The sequence below is a fragment of the Cellulophaga sp. RHA19 genome (assembly GCF_002813425.1).
Classification (GTDB): domain Bacteria; phylum Bacteroidota; class Bacteroidia; order Flavobacteriales; family Flavobacteriaceae; genus Cellulophaga.
The window spans coordinates 2235320-2260199 of record NZ_PHUL01000001.1 but is presented as its reverse complement, the minus strand read 5'-3'; the positions used below and the strand labels follow the sequence as shown (position 1 = coordinate 2260199).

Sequence of the window (24880 nt, the reverse complement as noted above, 5' to 3'; positions counted from 1 at the left end):
AAATTGTAACAATTAAATCAATCTATCATCTATAAAACAAACCATACATTTTTTTGAGCCAACAAAAAGAACATATCAATACTTTATTGCTACAATGCAAGCAAGGTAAGCAAAGTGCACAGCTAGAGATCTATAACCGGTACTATAAAGCAATGCACAACACTGCATACCGAATTGTAAAACATAGCGCCGAAGCAGAGGATATTATGCAAGAATCGTTTTTAAGTGCATTTACAAAATTACATACCTATAAAGGTGAAGTAGCTTTTGGTGCTTGGTTAAAACGAATAGTAATTAACAATAGTATTTACCAATACAGAAAGCAACAAAAAAACACAGTAGTTGCTTTAGATGATATTATGTACAGGGTCAAAGATAATGATAGTAGTACAAAAGATGATGGTGAAACACAATTGAAGGCTCAAAAAGTGATGGATGCCATGCAACATTTAAAAGACAACTATAGAATTTCTTTGACCTTACATTTAATTGAAGGGTATGACTATGAAGAAATAAGTGAAATAATGAATATTAGTTATGCAAATTGTAGAACTACAATTTCTAGAGCTAAAGAAAGTTTGCGTAAACAATTAACTAGCGCTTGCATATGAAAAACAATACAGACATAGATAATTTATTTAAAGAGTTAAAAGGTAGTTTTGACACTCAAGAACCTAGCACTACACATACTGCTAATTTTATAGAGAAGCTTAATGCTACAAAAAAAACACCTAAAAAATTCTCTTGGAAACCATTTGCAATTGCAGCATCTATAGCATTTTTATGTGCAATAGGTTTTACACTATTTTACCAAAAGCAAACCACTAACGAGCAAATTGCAGAAATAGCTCCAGAGGTAAATGAAACTAAATTTTATTTTGCCAGCTTAATTAACACTCAAGTAAACGAACTAAAAAAAGAAACATCCCCTAGCACAAAAAAAATTATAGATGATACTCTTATACAACTAAATAAATTAGAGAGCGACTATAAAAAGCTAGAAAAAAACCTATTAAATGGTGGTAACACCAAATTAATACTAAGCGCCATAATTACCAATTACCAAACCAGAATAGATCTTATAAAAGATGTAATGGCACAAATTGATACTATTAAAAATTTAAAGAAATATAATGATGAAAACTCTACACTATAAGTTTATAACTTTACTACTACTAACCATTCCTATTTTAAGCATTGCTAACAATGATAAGGGAAAATACATTAAGGAAAAAACCATTAAAAAAGAATTTAGTGTAAATACAAATGCATTTTTAAAAGTAAATAATAAGTACGGCAACCTAAATATTACCTCTTGGGATCAAAACCGTATAGAAATAGAAGTACACATAAAAACCAGTGGAAATAATGAGGAAAAAGTACAGCGTAAATTAGATGATATTACAATTAGTTTTAAAGGTTCTAGCAGCAACGTATCTGCAAAAACTAATATAAATAAAACCAGTAGTTGGGGTTGGGGTAATAGCAACAATGTTAATATGCAAATTAACTACACCATTAAACTACCTGTTAAAAATAATATTGACTTAACTAATGACTATGGCTCTATTACTTTAGATAGAATTGATGGGCACGCAACTATAAACTGTGATTATGGCAGACTAGATATTGGCGAACTTAGAGGGCGTAACAACAACTTAAATTTTGATTACACTTCTAAATCTGAAATAGATTATATTAATAGTGCTAAAATTGATGCAGATTACTCTGGCTTTACCATTACAAAAGCTGGTAATTTAGATTTAAATACAGATTACACTAGCGCCTCTATAATCAAAATGGAAAATTTAGTTTACAATAGTGATTACGGGAGTTTATCTGTAAGCGAGGCAAAAAATATTGAAGGTAATGGCGATTATATTAGTATTAAGCTAGGTAAAATTAATGGCAACGTATCTTTAAATGCAGACTATGGCTCTATTAAAATTGCTGAGCTCACAGAAAACGCTGGCAACATTACTATTAATGCCGATTATACTGGAGTAAAAATTGGACACAACCCTAATTACAACTTTAAGTTTGAACTTAAATCTTCATACGGGGGAATAAACGGTGTAGACAATTGTAACATAAATGTTAAAGAAGTTAAAAACTCACAAAAATATTATAAAGGCTCTTGCGGATCAGAAAACAGCAATAACTTTGTAAACATAGCTACCGAATACGGAAGCATATCAATACATAAAAACTAAAAAAACACTTAAAATGAAAAAAATAATAACACTTAGCCTAGCTCTAACCTTAACTTTTGCAGCAAATGCACAGTGGGGAAAGCGTGTAAAAGGAAACGGAAATATTACTACAGATACTAGAAATGTTGGAGATTATGAAGCAATTTCTTTATCTGGTTTTTTTGATGTAGAACTTGTAGATGGTAAAGAAGGAAAAATTACTATCCAAGGAGATGAAAACATTATTAATCATATTAAAACAGAAGTTAAAAACGGAAAACTGGTAATTAAGGCTGAAAAAGGAATGAATTTAACTCCGTCTAGAAACAGCAAATTGTTAGTTACTGTACCTGTAGAACACATAAATGAAGCAACATTATCTGGCTCTGGCGACATAGTTGGCAAAACAACTTTAGTTAGCAATACTTTTGAAACTAGCATCTCTGGCTCAGGAGACATAAGCCTAAAAGTTAAAACAAAAGAACTAAAAGCATCTATGTCTGGGTCTGGAGATATTAATTTAAGTGGCTCTGCAACCGACTTTACTGTTAGAGTATCTGGTTCTGGAGATATCTCTGCATATGATTTAGAAGCAGACTATGTAAAAGCATTGGTATCTGGTTCTGCAGATATTAAAGTTACCGCTAAAGAAACTATAGACGCTAGAGTATCTGGTTCTGGTGATATTAGATACCGAGGAAATCCTAAAAAAATAGAAAGTAAAACTTCTGGTTCTGGTGGTATTTCTAAAGGATAATAATAATAATAATAATAATAATAATACAAAAAAGGAGGTTGCGTTTTGCAACCTCCTTTTTATTTAAAATCAATAGATTTAAAATATTTATTTTTTATCTACTCGTAAAAGCAATACTACACCTGCTATAAAAAATATGGCTAAAAACACAATAGCATTACGCATACTACCTGTTACTTGTGCTACAAAACCATATAAAAAGGTTCCTATTACAATTCCTATTTTCTCTGCAACATCATAAAAACTAAAAAAGGACGTAGTATCTTTTGTTTCTGGTAAAAATTTAGAATAAGTAGACCTAGACAACGCTTGTATACCTCCCATAACCAGGCCTACACAACCAGCTCCTATGTAAAAATCTATAGGCGTTATCATATAAAATGCATAAATACATATTACTACCCACAATATATTTACCACCACAAGTGTTTTTACATTACCAAACTTTTTAGATGCTGCCGCTGTCACTAATGCTCCAAGAATAGCAACTATTTGTATCACTAAAATACTTACTATTAGGCCTGTTGTACGTTCCTTGTCTGTCCCCCAAGCAATTTCTTCTTCTCCAAAATAAGTAGCAATTAGCATTACTGTTTGCACAGCCATACTGTATACAAAAAAAGCTATTAAATAACGCTTTAATTTAACCTGACTACCAAGTTGCCCCCAAACTCCTTTTAACTCTTTAAAACCATTTAAAATTACATTTTTACGGTCGCCCTCCTGCTTATTTCCTTTAGGCAAGTAGTAAAATGTATATTGACTAAAAATAATCCACCAAATACCAACAGTAACAAAAGAATATTTCATTGCTTTTAGCTCTGCAATACCCTCAGAATCTGTTTCAATTCCAAAAAACTCCGGTTTCATCACCATCAACAAATTAAAAAGCAATAATATAACACTGCCTGCATAGCCCATAGAAAAACCTTTGGCACTAATAGCATCCATCTGCTCTGGGTGGGCAACATCTGGTAAATAAGAATTGTTTATAGCAAAACTCACCCAAAAACCAACTAACCCCATAAAAAAACAAAGCAAACCAAAGTATAAATTATCTAATGAAAACCAATACAAACCAATACATGAAACTCCGCCTAAATAGCAAAAGAATTTCATAAACATTCTTTTATTCCCTAGATAATCTGCAACGCCAGAAATTAAAGGTGTAATAATGGCAATAAATACAAATGCTAAAGATGTAGTATAACTAATTAAAGGAGCTCTAGCAATTTCGCCTCCAAAAATGGTTACTTTTTCTATGTTTGCTGCTCTAAAAAGTGCTCCATAAAAAATAGGAAAAATAGCAGATGCTATTACTAAACTGTAAACTGAGTTTGCCCAATCATAAAAAGCCCAGGCGTTTAATAGCTTTTTACTTCCTTTTACTAATGCAATACTGGTCATATAAAAAAATTAGAGCTGTTCAAATTTGGTTTTGAACAGCTCTAATATACAATTATAAATGAATTTTACTTTTATACTACAATTACTTAAAAGTAGTTACACCAAATTTCTTAGCTTCTTCTTTAGCTGCAGGCGCCCAAGCTGTTAAATTATTTATTCTAGTATCGTTAGATGGGTGTGTACTCATAAACTCTGGCTGAGATTGTCCTCCACTATTGGCTTTCATTCTTTTCCAAAGCTCTGCTGCTTCGTCTGGGTTATAACCTGCAATTGCCATAATTTGCAAACCAATACGATCTGCTTCTGTTTCATGACCTCTACTAAAAGGTAACATTACCCCTACTTGAGATCCTACACCGTATGCCTGGTTAAATGTATTTTTTGCTCCTTCATCCTTAATTAAAACATTACCTGCAACAGCACCTATTTGCTGTAACTGCCCTGCAGACATACGTTGCGCTCCGTGATCTGCTAACGCGTGCGCTACTTCATGCCCCATAACTACAGCTATACCTGTTTCATCTTGACAAATTGGTAAAATACCTGTGTAAAAAACAATTTTACCTCCTGGCATACACCAAGCGTTTACCGTATTATCATCTACCAAGTTATATTCCCATTTGTAATCTTGTAAATACCCAGGATACCCATTTGCTGTTAACCAACGTTCTGCTGCTGAAGCTATACGTTGCCCTACAGAGGCAATCATCCTTGCTTCACTAGTACCTGTTATTGTTTTGTTTTCAGTTAAAAACTGATCATATTGCGCAAAAGCAGTAGGAAATATTGAACTGTTTGGGTACATATTTAATGTTTTCTTTCCTGTAAACGGATTTGTTTTACAAGCAGAAACTGCTAAAAAAATAGTTAATACTAATAATATCTTCTTCATAATAGTAATGTGTTTAGTGTGCTTTTAAAAATACAAAAATATTCTATGTTGCTATAATATCATAGATATAATCTTAATTCTTTAGTTGATATGCAAAATAAATTTTCTAATTTTAAATTTGGAACGCTTTTTGAAACATCAAAAAAGAAAACGAAATAAAACAGATATCTTATGAAAAAAATTACCTTAACAATAGCAGCAATATTTGCATTAGTATTAACAGCTTGCAGTGGCTCTGACGGAAGAGATGGAATTGACGGACTAGACGGAGTTGATGCAATTGGCAGTGTCTACCAGGTTACTGGAGATTTTAACATTGGAAACAATTACACATTAACTTTTGAATTTCCTACTGCTGTAGAAGTTTTTGAGTCTGATGTTGTTTTAGTTTATATTTTATGGGAACAAGTTGATGGTACTGATGGGCAACCTATAAATGTATGGCGCTTAATGCCCCAAACTAGATTATTAGACCAAGGTACTTTAATTTATAATTATGACCATACTTTTGTAGATGCAAATTTCTTTTTAGAGTCTGATTTTGACTTATCTACTTTAGCTACTGGTGACACAGACAATCAAACGTTTAGAGTTGCTATTTTACCTGCAGATGCTGTTAACGGCAAATTAGATACTAGCAATATTAATGATGTTATGGGTATTTTAGATACCAAAGAAGAAGATGTTATACAGGTTTCTTTAAAATAAGAATAGCTTACAATATTATAAGCCTCTACTTATTATTAGTAGGGGCTTTTTTTATGTCTTTAATTTGATAGGAATTGCGTTTAAAATCGACTAAATTTGAATAACCTTAAAATATAAAGATGATGTATAAAAAATTACTAATTTTAAGTGTAGTAGCGCTATTTATAAGTTGCAAAGGAAACTCGCAAAAAACTAAAGAAGCTACAAAAAAACAAGACTTAGCAAAAATTGAAAAAACAGATGCTCAGTGGAAAAAAGAATTAACACCTTTACAATATAACGTATTACGCAAAGCAGGTACAGAACGTGCTTTTTCTAGCAATCTTTTACAAATTAAAGAAAAAGGAATTTATAGTTGTGCTGCTTGCGACACTCCTTTGTTTAAAAGTGAACATAAATTTAAGTCTGGTACCGGATGGCCTAGTTTTGATAGAACAATAGAAGGCAATGTTGCTTTTGATGTTGATTATAAAATTGGATATAAGCGTACAGAAGAACATTGCGCTGTTTGCGGCGGACATTTAGGTCACGTTTTTAATGATGGACCAAAAACAACAGGAGAAAGACACTGTATTAACGGTGCTGCTTTAAAATTTACACCTACAAAATAATGAGTAAAAAATATACTGTAGAAAAAACAGAAGAAGAGTGGAAAGCTGAACTTCCCGCGCAATCTTACAACGTTTTAAGAAATAAAGGGACAGAATACCCGCATACTGGCGAATTTAACCTGCACTTTAAAGATGGTAGTTATAACTGTAAAGGTTGTAATGCTAAACTTTTTGAAGCAGACCACAAGTTTGAAAGTGGTTGTGGATGGCCCTCTTTTGATAAAGCTATAGAAGGCTCTATTGAATATGTAAAGGATACAAGCCACGGAATGACACGAGTTGAAACTGTTTGCGCTAATTGTGGCGGACATTTAGGTCACGTTTTTGATGATGGACCACAAGAAACAACAGGACAGCGCTACTGCATAAACTCTGCTAGTTTAAATTTTAATCCGTCTTAAAAAAGTAATTTATGAGTTTTGTTAATGACTATAAAGAAAGTATGCTGTTTGAGTTTCACCGAAACAAAACAATGGCAGAAAAAACATTTAACCAACTTACCAACCAAGATTTGCATTGGACTTATGGTGAAGCTGATAATAGCATTGCCATTATTGTAAAACATATGGTTGGCAATATGCTAAGTAGATGGACAAACTTTTTTACTGAAGATGGCGAAAAAGAATGGCGCAATAGAGAGTCCGAGTTTGTTGCTCCTTACCAAAATAAAGAAGAAATGCTAGTACATTGGAACAAAGGCTGGGATTGCTTATTTGCTGCAATAGATAGTATTAATGAAGATAATTTTAACAATAAAATTAAAATTAGAGCTGTAGAGCATTCTGTTATGGCAGCTGTAAGCAGGCAATTAGCTCACTACGCTGGGCATATTGCACAAATTGCTTACGTTGGCAGAATGCTAAAAGGTAAGCAATGGCAATCTCTCTCTATACCAGCAGGAAAATCTGATGAATTTAACAAACAAATGTTTAGCAAGTAACTGTTACTTACTTGTTAAACTTGTATAAAAAGTTGTTTTTATTTTATCCGCAGTTATAAAACTAAAGGTATAAGTAGCATCAAGCCAACTACAATAAATCAGAAATTATAATTGTTTAATTTTCTATAACATAAAAAAGGGTCGTAAAAAACTAAATTTTATTATTCTCTCCCTTAAAAATTGATTGTTTTTATGTGTAAAATATAAAGATAAGTACTAAAAAGTTAGCAATATGTTATTATTCATATTTATAGATTTTGGTAATTGCTAATTGATAATTGGTTTTGTACATTTGTGTGATTAAAATTAGAGACAAAAAAAGTATATATATGAGCAATTTTGATGTTATTGTTTTAGGTAGTGGACCAGGTGGTTATGTAACTGCAATTAGAGCTTCACAATTAGGTTTAAAAACAGCTATTGTAGAGAAAGAAAGTTTAGGCGGTGTATGTTTAAATTGGGGTTGTATCCCTACCAAAGCATTAATTAAATCTGCTCAGGTTTTTGAGTATTTAAAGCACGCGGGCGACTACGGTTTAAATGCTGATAATGTAGACAAGGACTTTGGTGCTATTATTAAGCGTAGCCGAGGTGTTGCTGAAGGTATGAGTAAAGGGGTTCAGTTTTTAATGAAAAAAAATAAAATTGAAGTCATTAACGGTTATGGTACTTTAAAGTCTGGCAAAAAGGTATCTGTCAAAGATGCAGACGGTAAAGAAACCGAATATAGTGCAGACCATATTGTTGTAGCAACTGGTGCACGTAGTAGAGAATTACCAAGTTTACCACAAGACGGTAAAAAAATTATAGGATATAGAGAAGCAATGTCTTTACCAGAACAACCTAAAAAAATGGTTGTTGTTGGTAGTGGTGCTATAGGTATGGAGTTTGCATACTTCTACAACTCTATTGGTACAGAGGTTACAGTGGTAGAATATTTACCAAGTGTAGTTCCTGTAGAGGACCAAGATATATCTAAACAATTAGAGCGTAGCTTTAAAAAAGCAGGTATAAAAGTAATGACTTCGTCTGAAGTTACTAAAGTAGATACTGCTGGTAACGGTGTTAGTGTACACGTTAAAACTAGTAAAGGAGAAGAAATTATACAGGCAGATGTTGTTTTATCTGCGGTAGGTATTAAAACTAACATTGAAAACATTGGCTTAGAAAATGTTGGTATTGCTACAGACAGAGATAAAATTATGGTAAATGATTATTATCAAACAAACATACCTGGTTACTACGCAATTGGAGATGTTACTCCTGGGCCAGCTTTAGCACACGTTGCTTCTGCAGAAGGTATTTTATGTGTAGAAAAAATAGCAGGTATGCACGTAGAACCTATAGATTACGGTAACATACCAGGTTGTACTTACTGTATTCCAGAAATTGCTTCTGTTGGTTTAACAGAAAAACAAGCAAAAGAAAAAGGATTTGATTTAAAAATTGGAAAGTTCCCATTCTCTGCTAGTGGTAAAGCTAAAGCTTCTGGTACTCCAGAAGGTTTTGTTAAAGTTATTTTTGATGCTAAGTATGGTGAGTGGTTAGGTTGCCATATGATTGGTGCTGGTGTTACAGATATGATTGCTGAGGCTGTTGTTGCTCGTAAATTAGAAACTACAGGTCATGAAATACTAAAAGCTATACATCCACACCCAACAATGAGTGAAGCTGTTATGGAAGCCGTAGCAGATGCTTATGACGAGGTAATACACTTGTAGTAGTAATTAAACTTACTTATACAAAGCCTAAAGTCTAAGCGTATTTTACACTTAGGTTTTAGGCTTTTTTAAATATTAAAATATGATTAAAGCATTTAGACTTATTGCAATATTAGAAGGAATATCTTACTTATTACTATTTGGTGTTGGTATGCCCTTAAAATATATGGCAGGGATTAAAGATCCTAACATATACATTGGTAATGCACACGGCATACTATTTATAGCATACGCTATATTGGCATTTTTTGTATGCAGACAATTAAAATGGGGTATAAAAAGATACGCTATACTATTTATAGCCTCCCTACTACCCTTTGGAACATTTTACATTGAAGAAAAATATTTTAGCCCTAAAGCATTAAAAGCGTAGGGCTTTTTTTATTTATTAGGAAGAAGATCACAATACCAAAAGGAAGTATCCCAAGTAGTATCTTCATCTTTTTTAAAGCAATTGTCATCTTTATTTGTCGTTGGCGTATATCCTTTTTGTACTTTCTCCCCTACTGTAAAACGTACAGGATTTTTAAAAATAGGACCATCATACACAAACGTATGAAACTCTCCGTTTTCTCCACAAGGATCTACATTCTCTGGTAAATCGTTAAAAAAACTTTCATCTACCTCTCTACCAACAAAGGACTCATCTAGTAATTTAGCATTTACACAAACTGTAATTGCTTTAAACCCCAATTGCAATAACTCTTTTAGCAACTCTTTTGTATCATGTTTCCAAAGCGGAAAAACTCCATTTACACCAACTTCTTGGAGTTTCTCTTCTCTATACTTTTTTAAATCTTCTAAAAAAATATCTCCAAAAACTGCGTGTGTATACCCTTCTGTAATTAAGCCTTGCATTGCGGTTTTCATAACCTTATTGTATGCAGACATAGATACATCTGCATTTAACATAATAGTTTCTAAAGGCAAGCCAATAGCCTTTGCTTGCGCCTCTAAAAGCGGCAAACGTAAACCGTGCATAGACACTCTGTTAAAACTAGCATTTACAGAAGTTACAAGTCTATCTACTTTATGTGTTTTAGATTGTTGCATTTTATACAGTGCCAAGGCAGAGTCTTTACCACTACTCCAGTTAAAATATGTTTTATGCATTAAGAATATTTATTTTGATGCTAAAAAGCTCTGTATAGCCAAATCATAACTCTGTAAGCCAAAACCAAGTATCACGCCTTTAGCAACAGGAGATATATAAGATTGATGACGAAATTCTTCACGCCCAAATGTATTAGAAATATGCACCTCTACAACAGGTGTTTCTATAGCTTTTATTGCATCACCAATACCAATAGATGTATGCGTGTATGCAGCAGCATTTAAAACAATACCATCATAACTAAAGCCCACTTCTTGTATTTTAGATATAAGCTCACCCTCTATATTAGACTGGTAATAACTTAACTCTATATTTTTATAAGTTAGTTGTAAGCCTGAAAAATAATCTACAAAAGTAGTATTACCATATATTGTTGGCTCTCTTTTACCTAAAAGGTTTAGGTTTGGCCCGTTAATTATAAGTATTTTCATATGGTAAAAATACTAAATATTACGCATAAAAAAAGGAAGCAAATTGGCTTCCTTTTAAATAATCTATATCAGTTATTTTTACAACTGAAACATAAATCCTATATTAAAAGTAGATGCATTTATATCATCTTCTAAACTAATACCAGCATATGATAAATTAAGCTCAATTGAATCTGCAATTCTGTAACCTAATTTAGGACGGTAATAAAAACCACCATCTACATTTTCCTTAAGGCCAAGAGCATAACCTAAATCTGTACCTATAGAAAAATCTTCAGTAATCATAAATTTAGCTACGGCAGCAATTGGCAAAAACTGAATATCATCTTGCTCTATTTCAATACCAGGACCTGCATCATAAGTTTTACCAAAATAGTGAGAATACCCAATAGTACCACCTGCGTAAAAAGTTTCTGAAACAGCTCCCAAATACTGTACATCCACACCTGCGTTAAAGCCATAAAAATCATCCAAATCTCCCATTGGAATACCTAAATTAACACCTGCTCCAAAACCTTCTTGAGCCTGCGCTCCAAAAGTAAATCCTAAAACTGCAATAGCTACAATAAATAACTTTTTCATAAATAATAATTTTAATTTTTAGTTTATAATTATAGTATAAACTTAATTAAATAATTTAATCGGCCTACAGAAAAAGTAGTATTTATATTAATTTATAGATTATTTAACAAAATCAGTTTATAATAAAAAAGGCTACCTAAATTAGGTAGCCTTTAATATTATTAGCAAGTTTTGCTTAGAAATGTAAAGCGAAACCAATATTGAACTGAAACTGACTATCAGTTACATCCTCATCTAAAGATATATTATAACGTAAACCAGGCTCTACACTAACATTTTTACCTAAAAAAATTGCATATCCTCCTTGTAAACCAACGAAGGTTGCATTATCATCGTAGTCTTTAATACTTACTCCTGAAAAATCTACTTGTACAGGAATCATACTAGCAATATAGTACTTAGCACCTAACTTATAATTAAAAGAACTACTACCACGGCCACTTCCACTACCTTTAAAGTATCCTAAACCAACTTTTACAGCTAAATCATCAGCTATAAAATAACCTCCTTCTGCCCCAACACTCCAAGAAGTATCACCGTCCTCAGATCTTAAACTAAAAGAAGTATTTGATTCAGTTAATTTACCAAAATTAGTATTAGCTTCAATTAACCATTTTCCTTTACTAGTTTGTCCATTAATAACATCAGTTGATTCTTCTTGGGCCTGAACTCCCATAACAAACCCCAAACTTGCAACAGCTACAATAAATAACTTTTTCATAAAATAAATATTTTCTTTAAAAATTCAAAAACAAATATACAGAATAAACTTACACAAATAGAAGTGCAAAAACCACAGTTAACGTAGAATTAACAAACCTAATTTTATAAAAAAAAGCCATCTATAACATAGACAGCCTTTTAAATATTATTAGCAAGTTTTACTTAGAAATGTAAAGCGAAACCAATTTGGAATTGAAAAACATCTTCTGTAGCATATGAATCATCATTTAAAGCTATGCTATAACGCAAACCTGGTTCAATACTAACATTTTCTCCTAAGAAAATAGCATAACCACCTTGTAAACCTAAAAAGCTAGGGTTTTCATCTGCATCTTTCTCACTAATTCCTACATAATCAACCTGTACAGGAATCATACTAGCGATGTAATATTTAGCTCCAACTTTATAGTTAAAAGAAGAACCATCTCCTTCATAATCCTGGAAACCTAAACCAACTTTTACAGCTAAATCATCAGCTACAAAGTAACCACCTTCTGCACCTATCGACCAAGAAGTTTCTCCGTCAGAAGAGTTTAAATTAAATCCTGTATTTGCTGCAGGAGTTCCAGCTTGACCACCAAAACCAGTATTAGCTTCAATTAACCATTTACCTTGAGCAGTTTGACCACCGTTAGTAGAAGTAGCTGCATCTTGTGCTTGTGCAGCAAAAGTAAATCCTAGAGCTGTGATAGCTACAATAAATAACTTTTTCATAAAAATAATTTTAATTTTTAGTTTATAATTATGCAGTAAACATAGATTGTTAATCTTGTTCACTTACAATGTTTGTTGTGTAAATGTAAGTAATTGTTGTAAACCAACAACAAACAGTTGTGAAGAAAAAAGACCGATAAAAAACTCTTTTTTTAACCAAATTATTAACTTAATTTTAACCTATATGAAATGGAGACAGGGACTAACTGATTATCAGCACTATCTAAAAATAGAAAGAGGATTAATGGAGAATTCTATCACTAATTACGTATTAGATGTAGAAAAGTTAATTTCCTTTTTAGAGCAAAAAAATATAACAGAAACTCCCATTACTATTACTAAAGAAACTACACTAAGGTTTATATACGAGATATCTGCCAGTATTAACCCAAGGTCACAAGCAAGAATATTATCTGGTCTAAAGAGTTTTTTTAATTACCTAATTTTTGAAGATTATAGAGCAGACAATCCTATGGATTTAATAGAGGCTCCAAAAATTGGTAGAAAACTGCCAGATACCTTGTCTGTTGAGGAAATTAATAATTTGATAGACGCAATAGACCTAAGCAAGCCTGAAGGCGAACGCAACAGAGCAATGCTAGAAACTTTATATGGTTGTGGTCTACGTGTGTCCGAACTTACAAATTTGAGACTATCAGATTTATTCTTTAATGAAGATTTTATAAGAGTTACAGGAAAAGGAGATAAACAACGTTTTGTTCCTATTAGTAATATTAATAAAAAGTACATTACTATATATAAAGATGAAATTAGAAATCATTTAGATATAAAAAAAGGTTTTGAAGATATTTTGTTTCTAAACCGCAGAGGAAGACAATTAACACGTGCTATGATTTTTACTATTATTAAACAATTAGCAGAAACCATTGAATTAAAAAAAACAATTAGTCCGCATACCTTACGTCACTCATTTGCAACACATTTGCTAGAAAATGGAGCAGACTTAAGAGCAATACAACAAATGTTGGGTCACGAAAGTATTACAACTACAGAAGTTTACGTACACGTAGACCGTACACACTTGGCAAGCGTAATTGCTAACTATCATCCTAGAAAATAATATTTTTACTTTATAATGTAACAAATTATAAATAACCAATACTAACAAGTACAACTACCAACCAAAAAAGTGAGCAAAGACTTAGAACATGCATTTGTAACAGAACTAGAGAACAACCAAAATATTGTTCACAAGGTCTGTACGCTGTACACTAATGACAAGGATGCTCATAACGACTTGTTTCAAGAAATAACTATACAACTATGGAAAGCGTACCCAAAATTTAGAGGCGATTCTAAATTTAGTACTTGGATGTATAGAGTGGCTTTAAACACTGCTATTACACTTTACAGAAAATCTAAAAGAAAAGTTAGCACACAAAGTTATGAGTCTGTAATTTTTAAAATCAAGGCTGATGAATATGATGAAACACAAGAATTACAACTAAAACTTATGTACAAAGCTGTAAAGCAGTTGGGAGACATAGATAAAGCATTGGTTTTTCTTTACTTAGAAGATAAGGATTATACAGAAATATCTGAAACACTAGGTATTAGCGAAGTAAACGCTAGGGTAAAGATGAACAGAATAAAGAAAAAATTAAAAACCATTTTAAATCCTTAATTGTATGGATGAATTGGATATCTTAAAAAAAGATTGGCAAAAAAAGGGAGACGAACTTCCTAAATTGTCGTACAATGATATTTACAAAATGATATGGAAGAAGTCTTCCTCTATTGTTAAGTGGATATTTATAATTAGTATTTTGGAATTTGTACTCCCCAACTTACTCTTTATTTTCCCTAGTACAAGAGAACATATTGCTAAAATGTACTATGGCAATACATATGGTGTATTTTTTATAGCATTGTCTATTATACAATACACCGTTATATTCTATTTTATTTATCAATTTTATAAAAGATATAAAGAGATTTCTGTTTTAGATGACTCTAAGACGTTAATGAAAAATATTATACGGACTAGAAAAACGGTAAAACACTATGTTATTTTTAGTTTAGCTACCTTAATGTTTACAATGCTTGCACAAGCAGTTTGTGTTTATTTTGATCCTGTAATGCTCACCACAATTTATCCTGAAGAATTGCCTACAAACGTATCTGCAGAAAAATTTAAAACCATAATGACAATAACATTTGTTGTTGTAGCTGTTGTAACTACTGTTGTATTTGCTTTAATTTATTTTCTCTTGTACGGGTTATTACTTAAAAAATTAAACAGAAACTACTACGAATTAAAAAAAATGGAGATTTAAACAAACGACCCTATTATACAACCAAAAAAAAAAAACCATCTGATTAATCAGATGGTTTTTTTTTATACGAAAATGAAATATTAAACAATTAATCTAGTTTCCACTTTCTAAGTTCATTTTCTTCTTCTAGCGCTTTCAAATCTGCCTTAGAAATTACTTTTAAATAAGAAGGATCTTGCTCTATAGCGTGCCCTAGCTTATCTATAATAGACTCAAAAGAATCATTTTCATAATCTATATCTAAAGGTTCTTTTATAACCATAGACTGTAAAATACCTTTTTTCTTTATTCTCAGTCCTTTTTTATCAAAAGAACGTCTAAAACCATCTATTACAACAGGTACAACAATAGGCTTGTATTTTTTTATAATATGTGCAGTTCCTTTACGTAAAGGTTTCCAAGGAGTGGTTGTTCCTTGCGGAAATGTAATAACCCAACCATCATCTAAAGCGGTACCAATATTACTAATATCGCTCATTTTTACTTGCCTTTTTACATCTTGCCCGTCTGCACGCCACGTACGTTGTATACTAATAGAACCAGCGTAAGCCAAAATCTTAGTTAAAAGACTTTTTTTCATTGTCTCTGCAGCAGCTACATAGTACATATTCAACTTAGGCTTCCAGATGTAACCAATATTTCTAATATTATCTTCTCTGCCACTTAAACTGGCATTAAAAACATGAAACATTGCAACTACATCTGCAAAGTATGTTTGGTGGTTAGATACAAATAGTACGCCTTTGTCTGGCAAGTCTCTTAGTATTTGTGATCCTTCTATTTCTAATTTATTAAACCCTTTGTACCTGCGGTGTGTAAATAAAGCCGCAATTCTTATTAACCATTTTTTTAAAAATAGTATATGCCCAAAAGGATTCTTTTTAAATAAACCCATAATTAATATTGTGTTGCCAAATCTACAAATTTATATAACTATAACAATTGTTTTAGTAGCTCTTTAAGTTCGCTCATTATCATTGCAGTTGCACCCCAAACAACATAACCACCTAATTTAAAGGCTGGTACATCTATATTTACAGCATAAGAAGTTGTTAAATTTTGAGTGCTAATTTTACTATCATCCATAAAATCTAGCAAAGAAACCTCTACTAAATGCTCTACTTCTGACTCTTGAATAACAAAAGGAGCTGGATTAGGGTATAATCCTATATAGGGTTGCACTTCAAAATTACTTGGTGGTATGTATATAGATGATAGCTCTGCCATTACCTGTACTTTTTGTTGTGGTACACCCACTTCTTCATACGTTTCTCTTAATGCTGTAGCTAATAGATTTTTATCTTCTTTTTCTACCTTACCACCCGGAAAACCAATTTGGTTAGAGTGCACACCTTTATAAGTTTTACGCAGCATTAACAACAAGTTGGTACTGTTTTCTTCTGTTGGGTAAAACAAAGCCATAACAGCTGCTTTACGTGCTTTATCACGCTGATTTTTCATTCTACTTAACTCATCTATTCTAATAGATGGAGCCATTTTATTATGAGATTCTTCACCTAGTAAAGGAAGATTCTTTATTTTTGAAATTCTCTTGGTAAAATCATCAAAATTCATGAATACAAAGGTACTATCTTACACTATACTATTACTACTAATTTTAACATTCAGTTGCAACAACGCAGCAAAACAAAAGCAAAAAACAGAGGATGCTAAAGTAAAAACAGACACTCTTGCAATAGACAGTTCTAAAGTTACTAAAAAAGAAGAAAAGTTTGTACTTACCGAGGAAAATGCTATTCCTTTTTTTTATGAATACAATAAAACATTAAAAGAAGATAAAGTAAAAATTACCACAAACCTTGGTAGCTTTACTTTGCAATTATTTGATAATGTACCTTACCACAAAGCTAATTTTATTTACCTAACAAAAAAAGGCTATTTTAATGACACCTATTTTCATAGAGTAGTCAAAAATTTTATTATTCAAGGTGGTAATGCAGATAATATAAAAACAGCTAAAAAAAGAGGAGAAATTGGCAGGTATTTATTACCTCCTGATACAAAAAAAGGACACAAACACCATAGAGGCGTGATATCTATGCCAAGCAGTGAAAGTGACAACCCGCATAAATTAGCCTCTCCTTATGAGTTTTTTATTGTGGTAACAAAACCTGGCTCTTATCATTTAGATAAAGATTATACTCCTTTTGGTCGTGTTATAGAAGGTATGGATGTTGTAGATTTAATTAACAGACAACCTGTTGACAAAGGAGATTGGCCTAAAAAAAATATTTTTATAATTAAAGCTGAAGTTATAAAGTAGATTGTAGTTATTACTTTAATTAAAAATTATGCTTATTTTTTAGTTTCTACTGGCGGATAAATAGTTGGTAAAGCAATTTTAAATTTAACAGCCAACAAACGCACTGTAATTACAATAAAAATGCAAATTACGTGTATATAATTAGGTTTCACAGGTAATTTTATCAATAAAAAATAACTGCTAGCCCCTATTATACAAGCTGTTGCATACACTTCTTTTCTAAATATCACAGGAATTTCATTACACAAAATATCGCGTATAACACCTCCAAAACAGGCAGTTATTGTACCAACAACAATACACATAATTGGCAGTAGATTTGCATCTAGTCCCTTCTCTACTCCTGCTAAAGTATAAAGACCAATACCTATGGTATCAAACAAAAAAAGAGAAGTTCTTAAGTATTTTAATTGTTTTCTAAAAATGATAGAGAGCACTACCGTAGTTAAAATTGTATAAATATAAATTGGTTGCAACAACCAAGTTACTGGTGTATTACCAAGCAACAAATCTCTTAATGTACCACCACCAACAGCTGTAACAAAGGCAACAATAAAAACTCCAAAAGGATCCAGTTTTTTATCCATTGCTACCAAAACACCAGATATAGCAAATGCTATTGTTCCTAAAATATCTATAACTAGATAAAACATAAGCTTATAATTCTTGAGTATAGTAGATATAATCTTTAATAACAGTGTCTACAAATTCTAAAGGTTTTTTATCTGTAGTTATACTAGTAACTTCTTTTATTTTATTAGACAAAGATACTATAACGTTGTGGTCTCCATTACGTTTTGCAGAGCTATATAATTCTTTTATAGTTTGCATCTCTGGATCTTTAAAAACAGTTACCTGCGGGTAACTTGGCGAGTAATTTTCTGGTAAATTAGCCACCATTGTATCTTGCAATTTCACTTTTTTCTTTTCCGTAATTACTGTAGTTCCTGCAGCTATATCTCCCAAACGCTGTCCGTTACCTCTTAACAATATTGTAAGTACAGCAACACCTCCGGTAGACAAAACTACATCTACAATACGCATAATCCAACGTATAAAATAGCTAGAAAAATTTGGTTTAGACCCATCTAATTTTACAACTCTAATAGACATTATTTTTTTACCAACCGTAGAGCCATTCATAAAATACTCTAACAATAAATAATAGAAGAAAGCTGGTAATGTTACTATTAAATATAAATGCCACATATCTTTAAAATGGATATTCATATATACCAACAAAAGAATCATAAGTAACGTGTAAACAAAAATAACAATGCTGTCTATAATATAGGCCAGCATCCTATCACCCAAATGTGCAGCATTTTGATGAATGCTAATATTTTGAGCAGTTTCTATTTGAATTTCGTTCATATTTTAGTTTCTTTGGTACAAATCTTAAAGCCAATGCGCGAAGCTGCCTTTGTAAAGCAAAATAAAGACAAATGGACTACTTTTGAAAGTGTCCTGGCAAAGAAAACGGAAATTGACCCAAACAAATTATCAGATTTGTATATCGAAATTACCGATCACCTTAGCTATGCCAAGACTTTCTACCCTGGTAGCAACACCGCATTTTTTTTAAATTCTTTGGCTTCAGAAGCTCATCAAAAAATATATAAGACCAAAAAAGAGCCAAAAAACAGAATAATCAGCTTTTGGAAAACAGAATTTCCCACATTATTTTATCACAATCGTCGTGAATTACTAATTGCATTTCTAGTTTTTTCATTTTTTTGCGCAGTAGGAGCTTTCTCTGCTGCTAATGATGGTGATTTTGTTAGATCTTTTTTAGGCGATGGCTATGTAAATATGACTTTAGAAAATATTGCCAATGATGATCCTATGGCTGTTTACAAACAGCAAAGTGAATTTAAAATGTTTTTAGGGATTACTATTAACAATATAAAAGTAGCTATGATGGCTTTTATATATGGCATTTTGCTTGGTATAGGTTCTTTATTTGTGATGATGCAAAATGGCATTATGCTAGGTAGTTTTCAGTATATGTTTTATGAAAAAGGATTGCTATGGGAGTCTGCACGTACTATTTGGATACACGGCACTATAGAGATATCTGTAATTATAATTGCTGGTTGTGCCGGACTTGTTTTAGCAAAAGGGATTCTTTTTCCTGGCACTTATACAAGACTAGAATCTTTTAAAAGAGGCACTGTAAACGGCTTAAAAATAATGCTATCTACTGTTCCTTTCTTTGTTGTAGCTGGCTTTTTAGAGGGTTTTGTTACTAGACATACAGAAATGCCAGATTGGCTTGCTATATTAATTATTACAAGCTCATTAGTTTTAATATTATATTATTACGTTATTTATCCTTATTTATTACACAAAAGAACCAACCATGCAGAATAACAATTACGTAGAGTTTAAAAAGAAAAGAGATTTAGGTGAAATTTTAGGCGACACTTTTGCTTTTTTAAGAACTCAATTAAAACCATTTTTTAACACCTTTTTTAAAATAGCTGGTCCGTATTTGGTTGTTTACTTAATTTGTCACGCATTTTACTCATATTCTACCGGAGACTTGTTTGATTTTAACATAGAAAAAGCAAGGAAATCCTCGGATCTTTTTATGTTTTTTCTTTCTTTCTTTCTTTTTTTTATATCAATGATAGTTGCTTATTCAATGGCACAATCTGTTACCTTACATTATATAAAAAGTTATATAGAAAATAATGGTTCTATAAACTACAATCAAATTAAATCTGAAGTTTACAATAGTTTTTGGAAGTTTATTGGACTATCATTTTTAGCTAGTATTTGCCTAATTATTGGACTAATACCTTGTGGTTTGGGCACTATTTATCTTTATGTTCCAATGTCTTTAGCCTTTAGTATTTTAATTTTTAACCAAAAATCTGTTGGTGATGCCTTTAGTGATAGCTTTGGTTTAGTTAAAGATTATTGGTGGATAACTTTTGCTACTCTTTTAGTAATTGTTATTGTTGTTTTTGTTGCAGGTATGGCATTTGGAATACCTTCTGCCATATATATGTGGGCAAAAATGGGAGTGTTTTCTGCTGAAGTAGACCCTAGTACTATGGGAAACAATTTAACCGATCCTATTAGCATAATAATACAAGCCTTAAGTAGCTTGTGCCAATACCTATTAAGTATTTTAACGGTCATTTCTGGCGCTCTTATTTATTTTGATTTAAACGAAAGAAAAAATTTAACGGGTACTATGGAGCGTATTAAAAATTTAGGAAATACTACCGATTTATAATATGCAAAAACTTCTTTTTTCTTTTCTTATTAGTATCACGTTTTCTTTATCTGCGTATAGTTTTCAAGACTCTACTATGGTAGATTATGATGATGCACCTTTATCTGTAAAGAAAATAACAAAAGAAGACTTACAATCTTACAAAGATGACTCTAGTTATAATTACACCTTAGAAAAAGCAGATAACTCTTGGTGGGATAAATTTAAATCTTGGCTTTACTCTTATTGGTTACGCTTTTTTCAATGGCTATTTGGAGGAACAAAAGCTGTAGGCTATTTAGCTGCTTTTTTAAAAATTATACCGTACGTACTGCTTGGAATATTAATTTTTATTGGTATAAAATTCTTTTTAAAGGTAAACGCAAACAGTATACACTTATCTAAAAAAAATCAAAGTTCTGTTACCTTGTCTGAAGAAGAAAATATTATTAAGAACGAAGACATACAACAACTTATAAAAAAGGCTTTAGAGGATAAAAATTACAGATTAGCCATTAGATATTACTACTTGCATATTTTAAAAATAATGAGCGACAAAGAGCTCATAGATTGGCAATTACAAAAAACTAATGATGATTACCAACAAGAGCTAAGCGGCTCTACTTACGCTAAGTCTTTTATAACCATAACAAGATTATATGATTATGTTTGGTATGGAGATTTTACTATAGATGAACTTAAGTACAATAAAGCAGCAGAAGAATTTATTAAACTACAAAATAGCATCATTAAAAAGTGATAAAAAAAGGAAGCTCATATATCATCATTATAGCAGTAACACTTATTGTTTACTTGGCTTTAGAGTATAGTAAACCTAAAGAGGTCAACTGGTTTCCTTCTTTTGCTACTCACCATAAAATTCCTTTTGGCACTAAGGTTTTTAATGATATTTTAGAAAATAAATTAGGAGATAAAACAACATCTGTTTACGAACCACCTTTTATATTTTTAAATAAAAACGACACTATAACAGGTACATATTTGCTAATAAATAACAACCTTGAATTAGATAAAAGCGAAGTAAGTAAATTATTAGAGTGGACTGCCAAAGGAAATACACTTTACCTTGCAGGCTCTAGTTTTGGTAACGCTTTAGAACATGAGCTTAATTTTAGCACAAAAACACTTTACACAGATGAATTAGATCATAAATTTTATATGCATTTAGTTAATCCGTCTATAAAAACTAAAAAACCTATTGTTTTTAGTAAAAAATCCGATATTAATTATTTTTCTAAAATAGATACTCTAAACGCAAAAGTGTTGGGTGTTATAGATGATTTTGAAACAATCTCTATAAAAAATGCAAACATCATAAAACAAGACTATGGTAAAGGAACCGTTATTTTAAATCATTTTCCTTACGCATTTACCAATTTTTTTATTTTAGATAATGAAAACAATACAGATTACACATCGTCTTTATTAGCTTATGTAGACACTTCTAAAAATATTTACATAGATAATCACCATAAATCAGGAAAAACCTTTTACACATCTCCAATGCGTATATTTTTAAGCGCAAAAGAATTAAAATGGGCATATTATATAGCCCTAATTGGTGCTTTATTTTATGTCTTTTTTGAAGGAAAAAGAAAACAACGTGCAATACCAATAGTTACTCCTTTAAAAAATCAGACTTTGGCATTTACCCGTACCATTGCAGATATGTATTACCAAAGAAACAGGCAAAAAGAAATTGCAGAGCACAAGATTAACTTTTTTATGGACTATGTACGCTCTAAATTTCATGTAAATACCCTAGAAAAGAACGATGATTTTTACAATACCGTTTCTGCAAGAAGTTTTCATACCAAAGAAGAAATTACAAAGTTGTTTTCATATTTTGATCAACTTTTACAACAACAAAATATAACTAATGACCAACTAATAGCATTAGATAAAAAAATAGAACAATTTAAAGACAAAGCAAATGGAAGCAAATAACGATATCAATTTTGATAATAGAATACCTTTAGAAGATTTAAAAAATGCTGTTACCGAAATTAAGCAAGAGCTGGCTAAGGTAATTATTGGTCAAGATCGTTTTGTAGAGTTGTTAATTGTTTCGCTATTAGTAGATGGTCACGTTTTAATAGAAGGTGTACCTGGAATAGCAAAAACGGTTACTGCCAAATTATTTGCTAAAACTTTAAAAACAGAATTTAGTCGTATACAATTTACACCAGATTTAATGCCTAGTGATATTTTAGGTACTTCTATTTTTAACGTAAAATCGTCTGAATTTGAGTTTAAACAAGGGCCTATTTTTTCTAATATTATTTTGATTGATGAAATAAATAGAGCTCCTGCTAAAACACAAGCTGCTTTGTTTGAGATTATGGAAGAAACACAAGTAACTATGGACGGTAAAACCTATAAAATGGAGGCTCCTTTTATGGTTTTAGCTACACAAAACCCAATTGAACAAGAAGGTACTTATGCCCTACCAGAAGCACAATTAGACCGTTTTTTGTTTAAAATTAAAGTAGAATACCCAACACTAGAAGAAGAAATAAAAATACTAACAACACACCACCAACGTAAAGGCATAAAGCCGCAAACACTTATAAAAGATGTGTTGTCTCCTGCAAAATTAAAGGAATACAAAAAAAACATACAAGAGGTAATTGTTGAAGAAAAAATTCTACGCTACATAGCAGAAATAATTTCTAAAACACGTAACCACCCACATTTATACCTTGGTGGTTCTCCTAGAGCATCCTTAGCAACTTTAAATGCAGCAAAAGCTTTTGCTGCCATTAATGGTAGAGACTTTGTTACTCCAGAAGATGTAAAAAAAGCACTAACACCTGTACTTAACCATAGAGTTATTTTAACTCCAGAGCGCGAAATGGAAGGTATGACAACAGAAAGTGTTGTACATATGATTATGGAATCTGTAGAAATACCTAGATAATACATGCGTTTTTTAAAATCGTTTTACATACATAACACCTTTTTTTGGTACTTAGCCATACTTGCCGCAATGTTCATGACATCGTATTGGTACAAATGGCTATACCCTATTGCATGGCTTTGTACTATGGTTTTAATTGCCTTGTTTTTATTTGATATAGTTTTACTATTCGCATCAAAAAATAGTGTAAAAGCAAGCAGAACACTACCGCAAAAATTATCAAACAGTGACCATAACCCTATTGTTATGCAGTTTGTAAGTACTTATGCTTTTAAAACTGGTGTTTCTGTTGTTGAAGAATTGCCTATTCAATTTCAAAAAAGAGATTTTAAATACAATACAATACTTACAAAAAAAGAACCTAAAACTTTTGAATATACAGTTAGACCAGTAGGACGTGGTGAATATTATTTTGGCAACTTAAATATTTATGCTTCTTCTCCCCTACGCATTGTAAAACGTAGATTTTTGTATCTTAAAAACCAGATGGTTCCAGTATATCCATCTATCATTCAAATGCAGAAATATGATTTTTTAGCTATCAGCAATAAATTATCAGAATTTGGAATGAAAAAAATTAGACGTATAGGTAATACGCAAGAGTTTGAGCAAATTAAAGAGTACGTTCCTGGTGATGACTTTAGAACCATAAACTGGAAAGCTACAGCTAAAAGTAACCAGTTAATGGTTAACCAATATCAAGATGAAAAATCACAACCCATTTACTCTGTAATAGATACTGGTAGAGTAATGAAAATGCCCTTTAATGGTTTAAAACTTTTAGATTATGCCATAAATAGTACGTTAGCATTTTCTAATGTAGCTCTTAAAAAGAATGACAAAACAGGAATGATATCTTTCTCTAAAAACATAGAGTCATTTTTACCTGCTATGCAAAAGCCTACTTATTTAAATGCCATACTAGAAAAGCTTTATAATATTACTACAGACTACGTAGATTCTGATTTTGGATTACTTTATGCACATTTAAAACGTAAAGTAAACCATAGAAGCTTATTATTACTATATACTAATTTTGAACATATAACAGCAATGCGCAGGCAGTTACCATATTTGCTTGCTATTGCAAAAAAGCATGTATTAGTTGTTATATTTTTTGAAAATACAGAATTAGAAAGCTTAATAAATTCTGATGCAGAAGACATACAGGGTATTTACCATAAAACTATTGCAGAAAAGTTTTCTATGGATAAAAGGTTAATGCAAAAAGAACTGCAACAATACGGCATACAAACAATACTTACCAAGCCAGAAGAGCTTACTATTAACACCATTAATAAATACTTAGAAATTAAAGCTAGAGGACTCTTATAAAAGTT

At 31.5% G+C, this 24880-nt stretch carries 31 protein-coding genes; 20 read left to right on the top strand and 11 right to left on the bottom strand.

Features of this window, described 5'->3' with window-relative positions:
- Positions 1 to 53 precede the first annotated feature (53 nt).
- From AX016_RS09985 to AX016_RS09970, 4 genes are read left to right on the top strand one after another with little or no spacing between them, the layout of a single operon-like run.
- Complete coding sequence (locus AX016_RS09985) at positions 54 to 611, top strand: RNA polymerase sigma factor (RefSeq protein WP_100895468.1); 558 nt, start codon at positions 54 to 56, stop codon at positions 609 to 611.
- A complete protein-coding gene (locus AX016_RS09980) occupies positions 608 to 1156 on the top strand; it encodes a hypothetical protein (protein ID WP_100895467.1) in 549 nt (182 codons plus the stop codon). The genes AX016_RS09985 and AX016_RS09980 overlap by 4 nt, the downstream gene beginning before the upstream one ends.
- Positions 1137 to 2213 (top strand): hypothetical protein, encoded by a 1077-nt coding sequence (locus AX016_RS09975; RefSeq protein WP_100895466.1) that lies wholly within the window; start codon positions 1137 to 1139, stop codon positions 2211 to 2213. The genes AX016_RS09980 and AX016_RS09975 overlap by 20 nt, the downstream gene beginning before the upstream one ends.
- Positions 2214 to 2226: 13 nt before the next feature.
- Complete coding sequence (locus AX016_RS09970; protein ID WP_100895465.1) at positions 2227 to 2949, top strand: head GIN domain-containing protein; 723 nt, start codon at positions 2227 to 2229, stop codon at positions 2947 to 2949.
- Between the two features lie 87 nt (positions 2950 to 3036).
- On the opposite strand, the gene AX016_RS09965 is transcribed toward AX016_RS09970, so the two are convergent.
- The gene (locus AX016_RS09965) at positions 3037 to 4356 is read right to left on the bottom strand and encodes an MFS transporter (protein WP_100895464.1); all 1320 of its coding nucleotides are present in this window, start codon (positions 4354 to 4356) and stop codon (positions 3037 to 3039) included.
- An 82-nt stretch (positions 4357 to 4438) separates the two neighbouring features.
- Positions 4439 to 5248 (bottom strand): M48 family metallopeptidase, encoded by an 810-nt coding sequence (locus tag AX016_RS09960; RefSeq protein WP_100895463.1) that lies wholly within the window; start codon positions 5246 to 5248, stop codon positions 4439 to 4441.
- Between the two features lie 171 nt (positions 5249 to 5419).
- On the opposite strand from AX016_RS09960, the gene AX016_RS09955 reads away from it, so the two are divergent.
- The 6 genes from AX016_RS09955 to AX016_RS09930 all read left to right on the top strand — a co-directional run bounded on the left by AX016_RS09955 (position 5420) and on the right by AX016_RS09930 (position 9601).
- Positions 5420 to 5956 carry a hypothetical protein gene (locus AX016_RS09955; RefSeq protein ID WP_100895462.1) on the top strand — a complete coding sequence of 179 codons (537 nt, stop codon included), beginning with the start codon at positions 5420 to 5422 and terminating at the stop codon, positions 5954 to 5956.
- Between the two features lie 122 nt (positions 5957 to 6078).
- Positions 6079 to 6567: a peptide-methionine (R)-S-oxide reductase MsrB gene (msrB, locus tag AX016_RS09950; RefSeq protein WP_100896842.1), complete on the top strand. Its 489-nt coding sequence runs from the start codon at positions 6079 to 6081 to the stop codon at positions 6565 to 6567.
- Complete coding sequence (gene msrB, locus AX016_RS09945) at positions 6567 to 6968, top strand: peptide-methionine (R)-S-oxide reductase MsrB (protein WP_100895461.1); 402 nt, start codon at positions 6567 to 6569, stop codon at positions 6966 to 6968. Before msrB (AX016_RS09950) ends, msrB (AX016_RS09945) begins: the two co-directional genes overlap by 1 nt.
- An 11-nt stretch (positions 6969 to 6979) precedes the next feature.
- Positions 6980 to 7507, top strand: coding sequence for a DUF1572 family protein (locus AX016_RS09940; RefSeq protein WP_100895460.1), 528 nt, complete (start codon positions 6980 to 6982; stop codon positions 7505 to 7507).
- A gap of 329 nt (positions 7508 to 7836) precedes the next feature.
- Positions 7837 to 9228, top strand: coding sequence for a dihydrolipoyl dehydrogenase (lpdA, locus tag AX016_RS09935; protein ID WP_100895459.1), 1392 nt, complete (start codon positions 7837 to 7839; stop codon positions 9226 to 9228).
- 82 nt (positions 9229 to 9310) lie between these two features.
- The gene (locus tag AX016_RS09930; RefSeq protein ID WP_100895458.1) at positions 9311 to 9601 is read left to right on the top strand and encodes a DUF3817 domain-containing protein; all 291 of its coding nucleotides are present in this window, start codon (positions 9311 to 9313) and stop codon (positions 9599 to 9601) included.
- Between the two features lie 8 nt (positions 9602 to 9609).
- Here AX016_RS09930 and AX016_RS09925 read toward each other — a convergent pair whose 3' ends face one another.
- From AX016_RS09925 to AX016_RS09905, 5 genes are all read right to left on the bottom strand, one after another.
- Entirely contained in the window at positions 9610 to 10341 is a 732-nt protein-coding gene (locus AX016_RS09925; RefSeq protein ID WP_100895457.1) for a diphthine--ammonia ligase, read from the bottom strand.
- A gap of 9 nt (positions 10342 to 10350) precedes the next feature.
- A complete protein-coding gene (gene aroQ, locus AX016_RS09920) occupies positions 10351 to 10773 on the bottom strand; it encodes a type II 3-dehydroquinate dehydratase (RefSeq protein WP_100895456.1) in 423 nt (140 codons plus the stop codon).
- Between the two features lie 78 nt (positions 10774 to 10851).
- Complete coding sequence (locus tag AX016_RS09915; RefSeq protein WP_100895455.1) at positions 10852 to 11355, bottom strand: outer membrane beta-barrel protein; 504 nt, start codon at positions 11353 to 11355, stop codon at positions 10852 to 10854.
- Between the two features lie 175 nt (positions 11356 to 11530).
- Entirely contained in the window at positions 11531 to 12076 is a 546-nt protein-coding gene (locus tag AX016_RS09910) for an outer membrane beta-barrel protein (RefSeq protein ID WP_100895454.1), read from the bottom strand.
- A gap of 164 nt (positions 12077 to 12240) precedes the next feature.
- Positions 12241 to 12792, bottom strand: a complete 552-nt coding sequence (locus AX016_RS09905; protein ID WP_100895453.1) for a hypothetical protein — start codon at positions 12790 to 12792, stop codon at positions 12241 to 12243.
- A gap of 184 nt (positions 12793 to 12976) precedes the next feature.
- Here AX016_RS09905 and AX016_RS09900 point away from each other — a divergent pair, with 184 nt between their 5' ends.
- The 3 genes from AX016_RS09900 (at position 12977) to AX016_RS09890 (ending at position 15089) form a co-directional block, all read left to right on the top strand.
- A complete protein-coding gene (locus AX016_RS09900) occupies positions 12977 to 13873 on the top strand; it encodes a site-specific tyrosine recombinase (protein ID WP_100895452.1) in 897 nt (298 codons plus the stop codon).
- Positions 13874 to 13942: 69 nt separating this feature from the next.
- Complete coding sequence (locus AX016_RS09895; protein ID WP_100895451.1) at positions 13943 to 14437, top strand: RNA polymerase sigma factor; 495 nt, start codon at positions 13943 to 13945, stop codon at positions 14435 to 14437.
- A 4-nt stretch (positions 14438 to 14441) separates the two neighbouring features.
- Positions 14442 to 15089 carry a hypothetical protein gene (locus tag AX016_RS09890; protein WP_100895450.1) on the top strand — a complete coding sequence of 216 codons (648 nt, stop codon included), beginning with the start codon at positions 14442 to 14444 and terminating at the stop codon, positions 15087 to 15089.
- A gap of 88 nt (positions 15090 to 15177) precedes the next feature.
- Here the strand turns inward: AX016_RS09890 and AX016_RS09885 are convergent, their stop codons facing one another.
- Positions 15178 to 15984, bottom strand: a complete 807-nt coding sequence (locus AX016_RS09885; protein ID WP_100895449.1) for a lysophospholipid acyltransferase family protein — start codon at positions 15982 to 15984, stop codon at positions 15178 to 15180.
- 38 nt (positions 15985 to 16022) lie between these two features.
- Positions 16023 to 16664 carry an NUDIX hydrolase gene (locus AX016_RS09880; RefSeq protein WP_198519424.1) on the bottom strand — a complete coding sequence of 214 codons (642 nt, stop codon included), beginning with the start codon at positions 16662 to 16664 and terminating at the stop codon, positions 16023 to 16025.
- Between AX016_RS09880 and AX016_RS09875 the strand changes: the two genes are divergently transcribed.
- Entirely contained in the window at positions 16663 to 17373 is a 711-nt protein-coding gene (locus AX016_RS09875) for a peptidylprolyl isomerase (protein WP_100895448.1), read from the top strand. The two genes, AX016_RS09880 and AX016_RS09875, sit on opposite strands and share 2 nt — an antisense overlap.
- 32 nt (positions 17374 to 17405) lie before the next feature.
- Here the strand turns inward: AX016_RS09875 and AX016_RS09870 are convergent, their stop codons facing one another.
- Positions 17406 to 18026, bottom strand: a complete 621-nt coding sequence (locus AX016_RS09870; RefSeq protein ID WP_100895447.1) for a trimeric intracellular cation channel family protein — start codon at positions 18024 to 18026, stop codon at positions 17406 to 17408.
- A gap of 4 nt (positions 18027 to 18030) precedes the next feature.
- Positions 18031 to 18747 carry an RDD family protein gene (locus AX016_RS09865; protein ID WP_100895446.1) on the bottom strand — a complete coding sequence of 239 codons (717 nt, stop codon included), beginning with the start codon at positions 18745 to 18747 and terminating at the stop codon, positions 18031 to 18033.
- 33 nt (positions 18748 to 18780) lie between these two features.
- Here AX016_RS09865 and AX016_RS09860 point away from each other — a divergent pair, with 33 nt between their 5' ends.
- Genes AX016_RS09860 through AX016_RS09835 form a run of 6 tightly spaced genes read left to right on the top strand, consistent with a single transcriptional unit; the run spans position 18781 to position 24875 of the window.
- Entirely contained in the window at positions 18781 to 19746 is a 966-nt protein-coding gene (locus AX016_RS09860) for a stage II sporulation protein M (RefSeq protein WP_100895445.1), read from the top strand.
- Positions 19736 to 20620 carry a hypothetical protein gene (locus AX016_RS09855; RefSeq protein ID WP_100895444.1) on the top strand — a complete coding sequence of 295 codons (885 nt, stop codon included), beginning with the start codon at positions 19736 to 19738 and terminating at the stop codon, positions 20618 to 20620. The genes AX016_RS09860 and AX016_RS09855 overlap by 11 nt, the downstream gene beginning before the upstream one ends.
- Before the next feature lies 1 nt (position 20621).
- A complete protein-coding gene (locus tag AX016_RS09850) occupies positions 20622 to 21359 on the top strand; it encodes a DUF4129 domain-containing protein (RefSeq protein ID WP_100895443.1) in 738 nt (245 codons plus the stop codon).
- The gene (locus tag AX016_RS09845; RefSeq protein WP_100895442.1) at positions 21356 to 22567 is read left to right on the top strand and encodes a DUF4350 domain-containing protein; all 1212 of its coding nucleotides are present in this window, start codon (positions 21356 to 21358) and stop codon (positions 22565 to 22567) included. The genes AX016_RS09850 and AX016_RS09845 overlap by 4 nt, the downstream gene beginning before the upstream one ends.
- Positions 22554 to 23540 carry an AAA family ATPase gene (locus AX016_RS09840; protein ID WP_100895441.1) on the top strand — a complete coding sequence of 329 codons (987 nt, stop codon included), beginning with the start codon at positions 22554 to 22556 and terminating at the stop codon, positions 23538 to 23540. The genes AX016_RS09845 and AX016_RS09840 overlap by 14 nt, the downstream gene beginning before the upstream one ends.
- 3 nt (positions 23541 to 23543) lie before the next feature.
- On the top strand, positions 23544 to 24875 hold the full coding sequence (locus AX016_RS09835) for a DUF58 domain-containing protein (RefSeq protein ID WP_100895440.1): 1332 nt from the start codon (positions 23544 to 23546) through the stop codon (positions 24873 to 24875).
- Positions 24876 to 24880 lie beyond the last annotated feature (5 nt).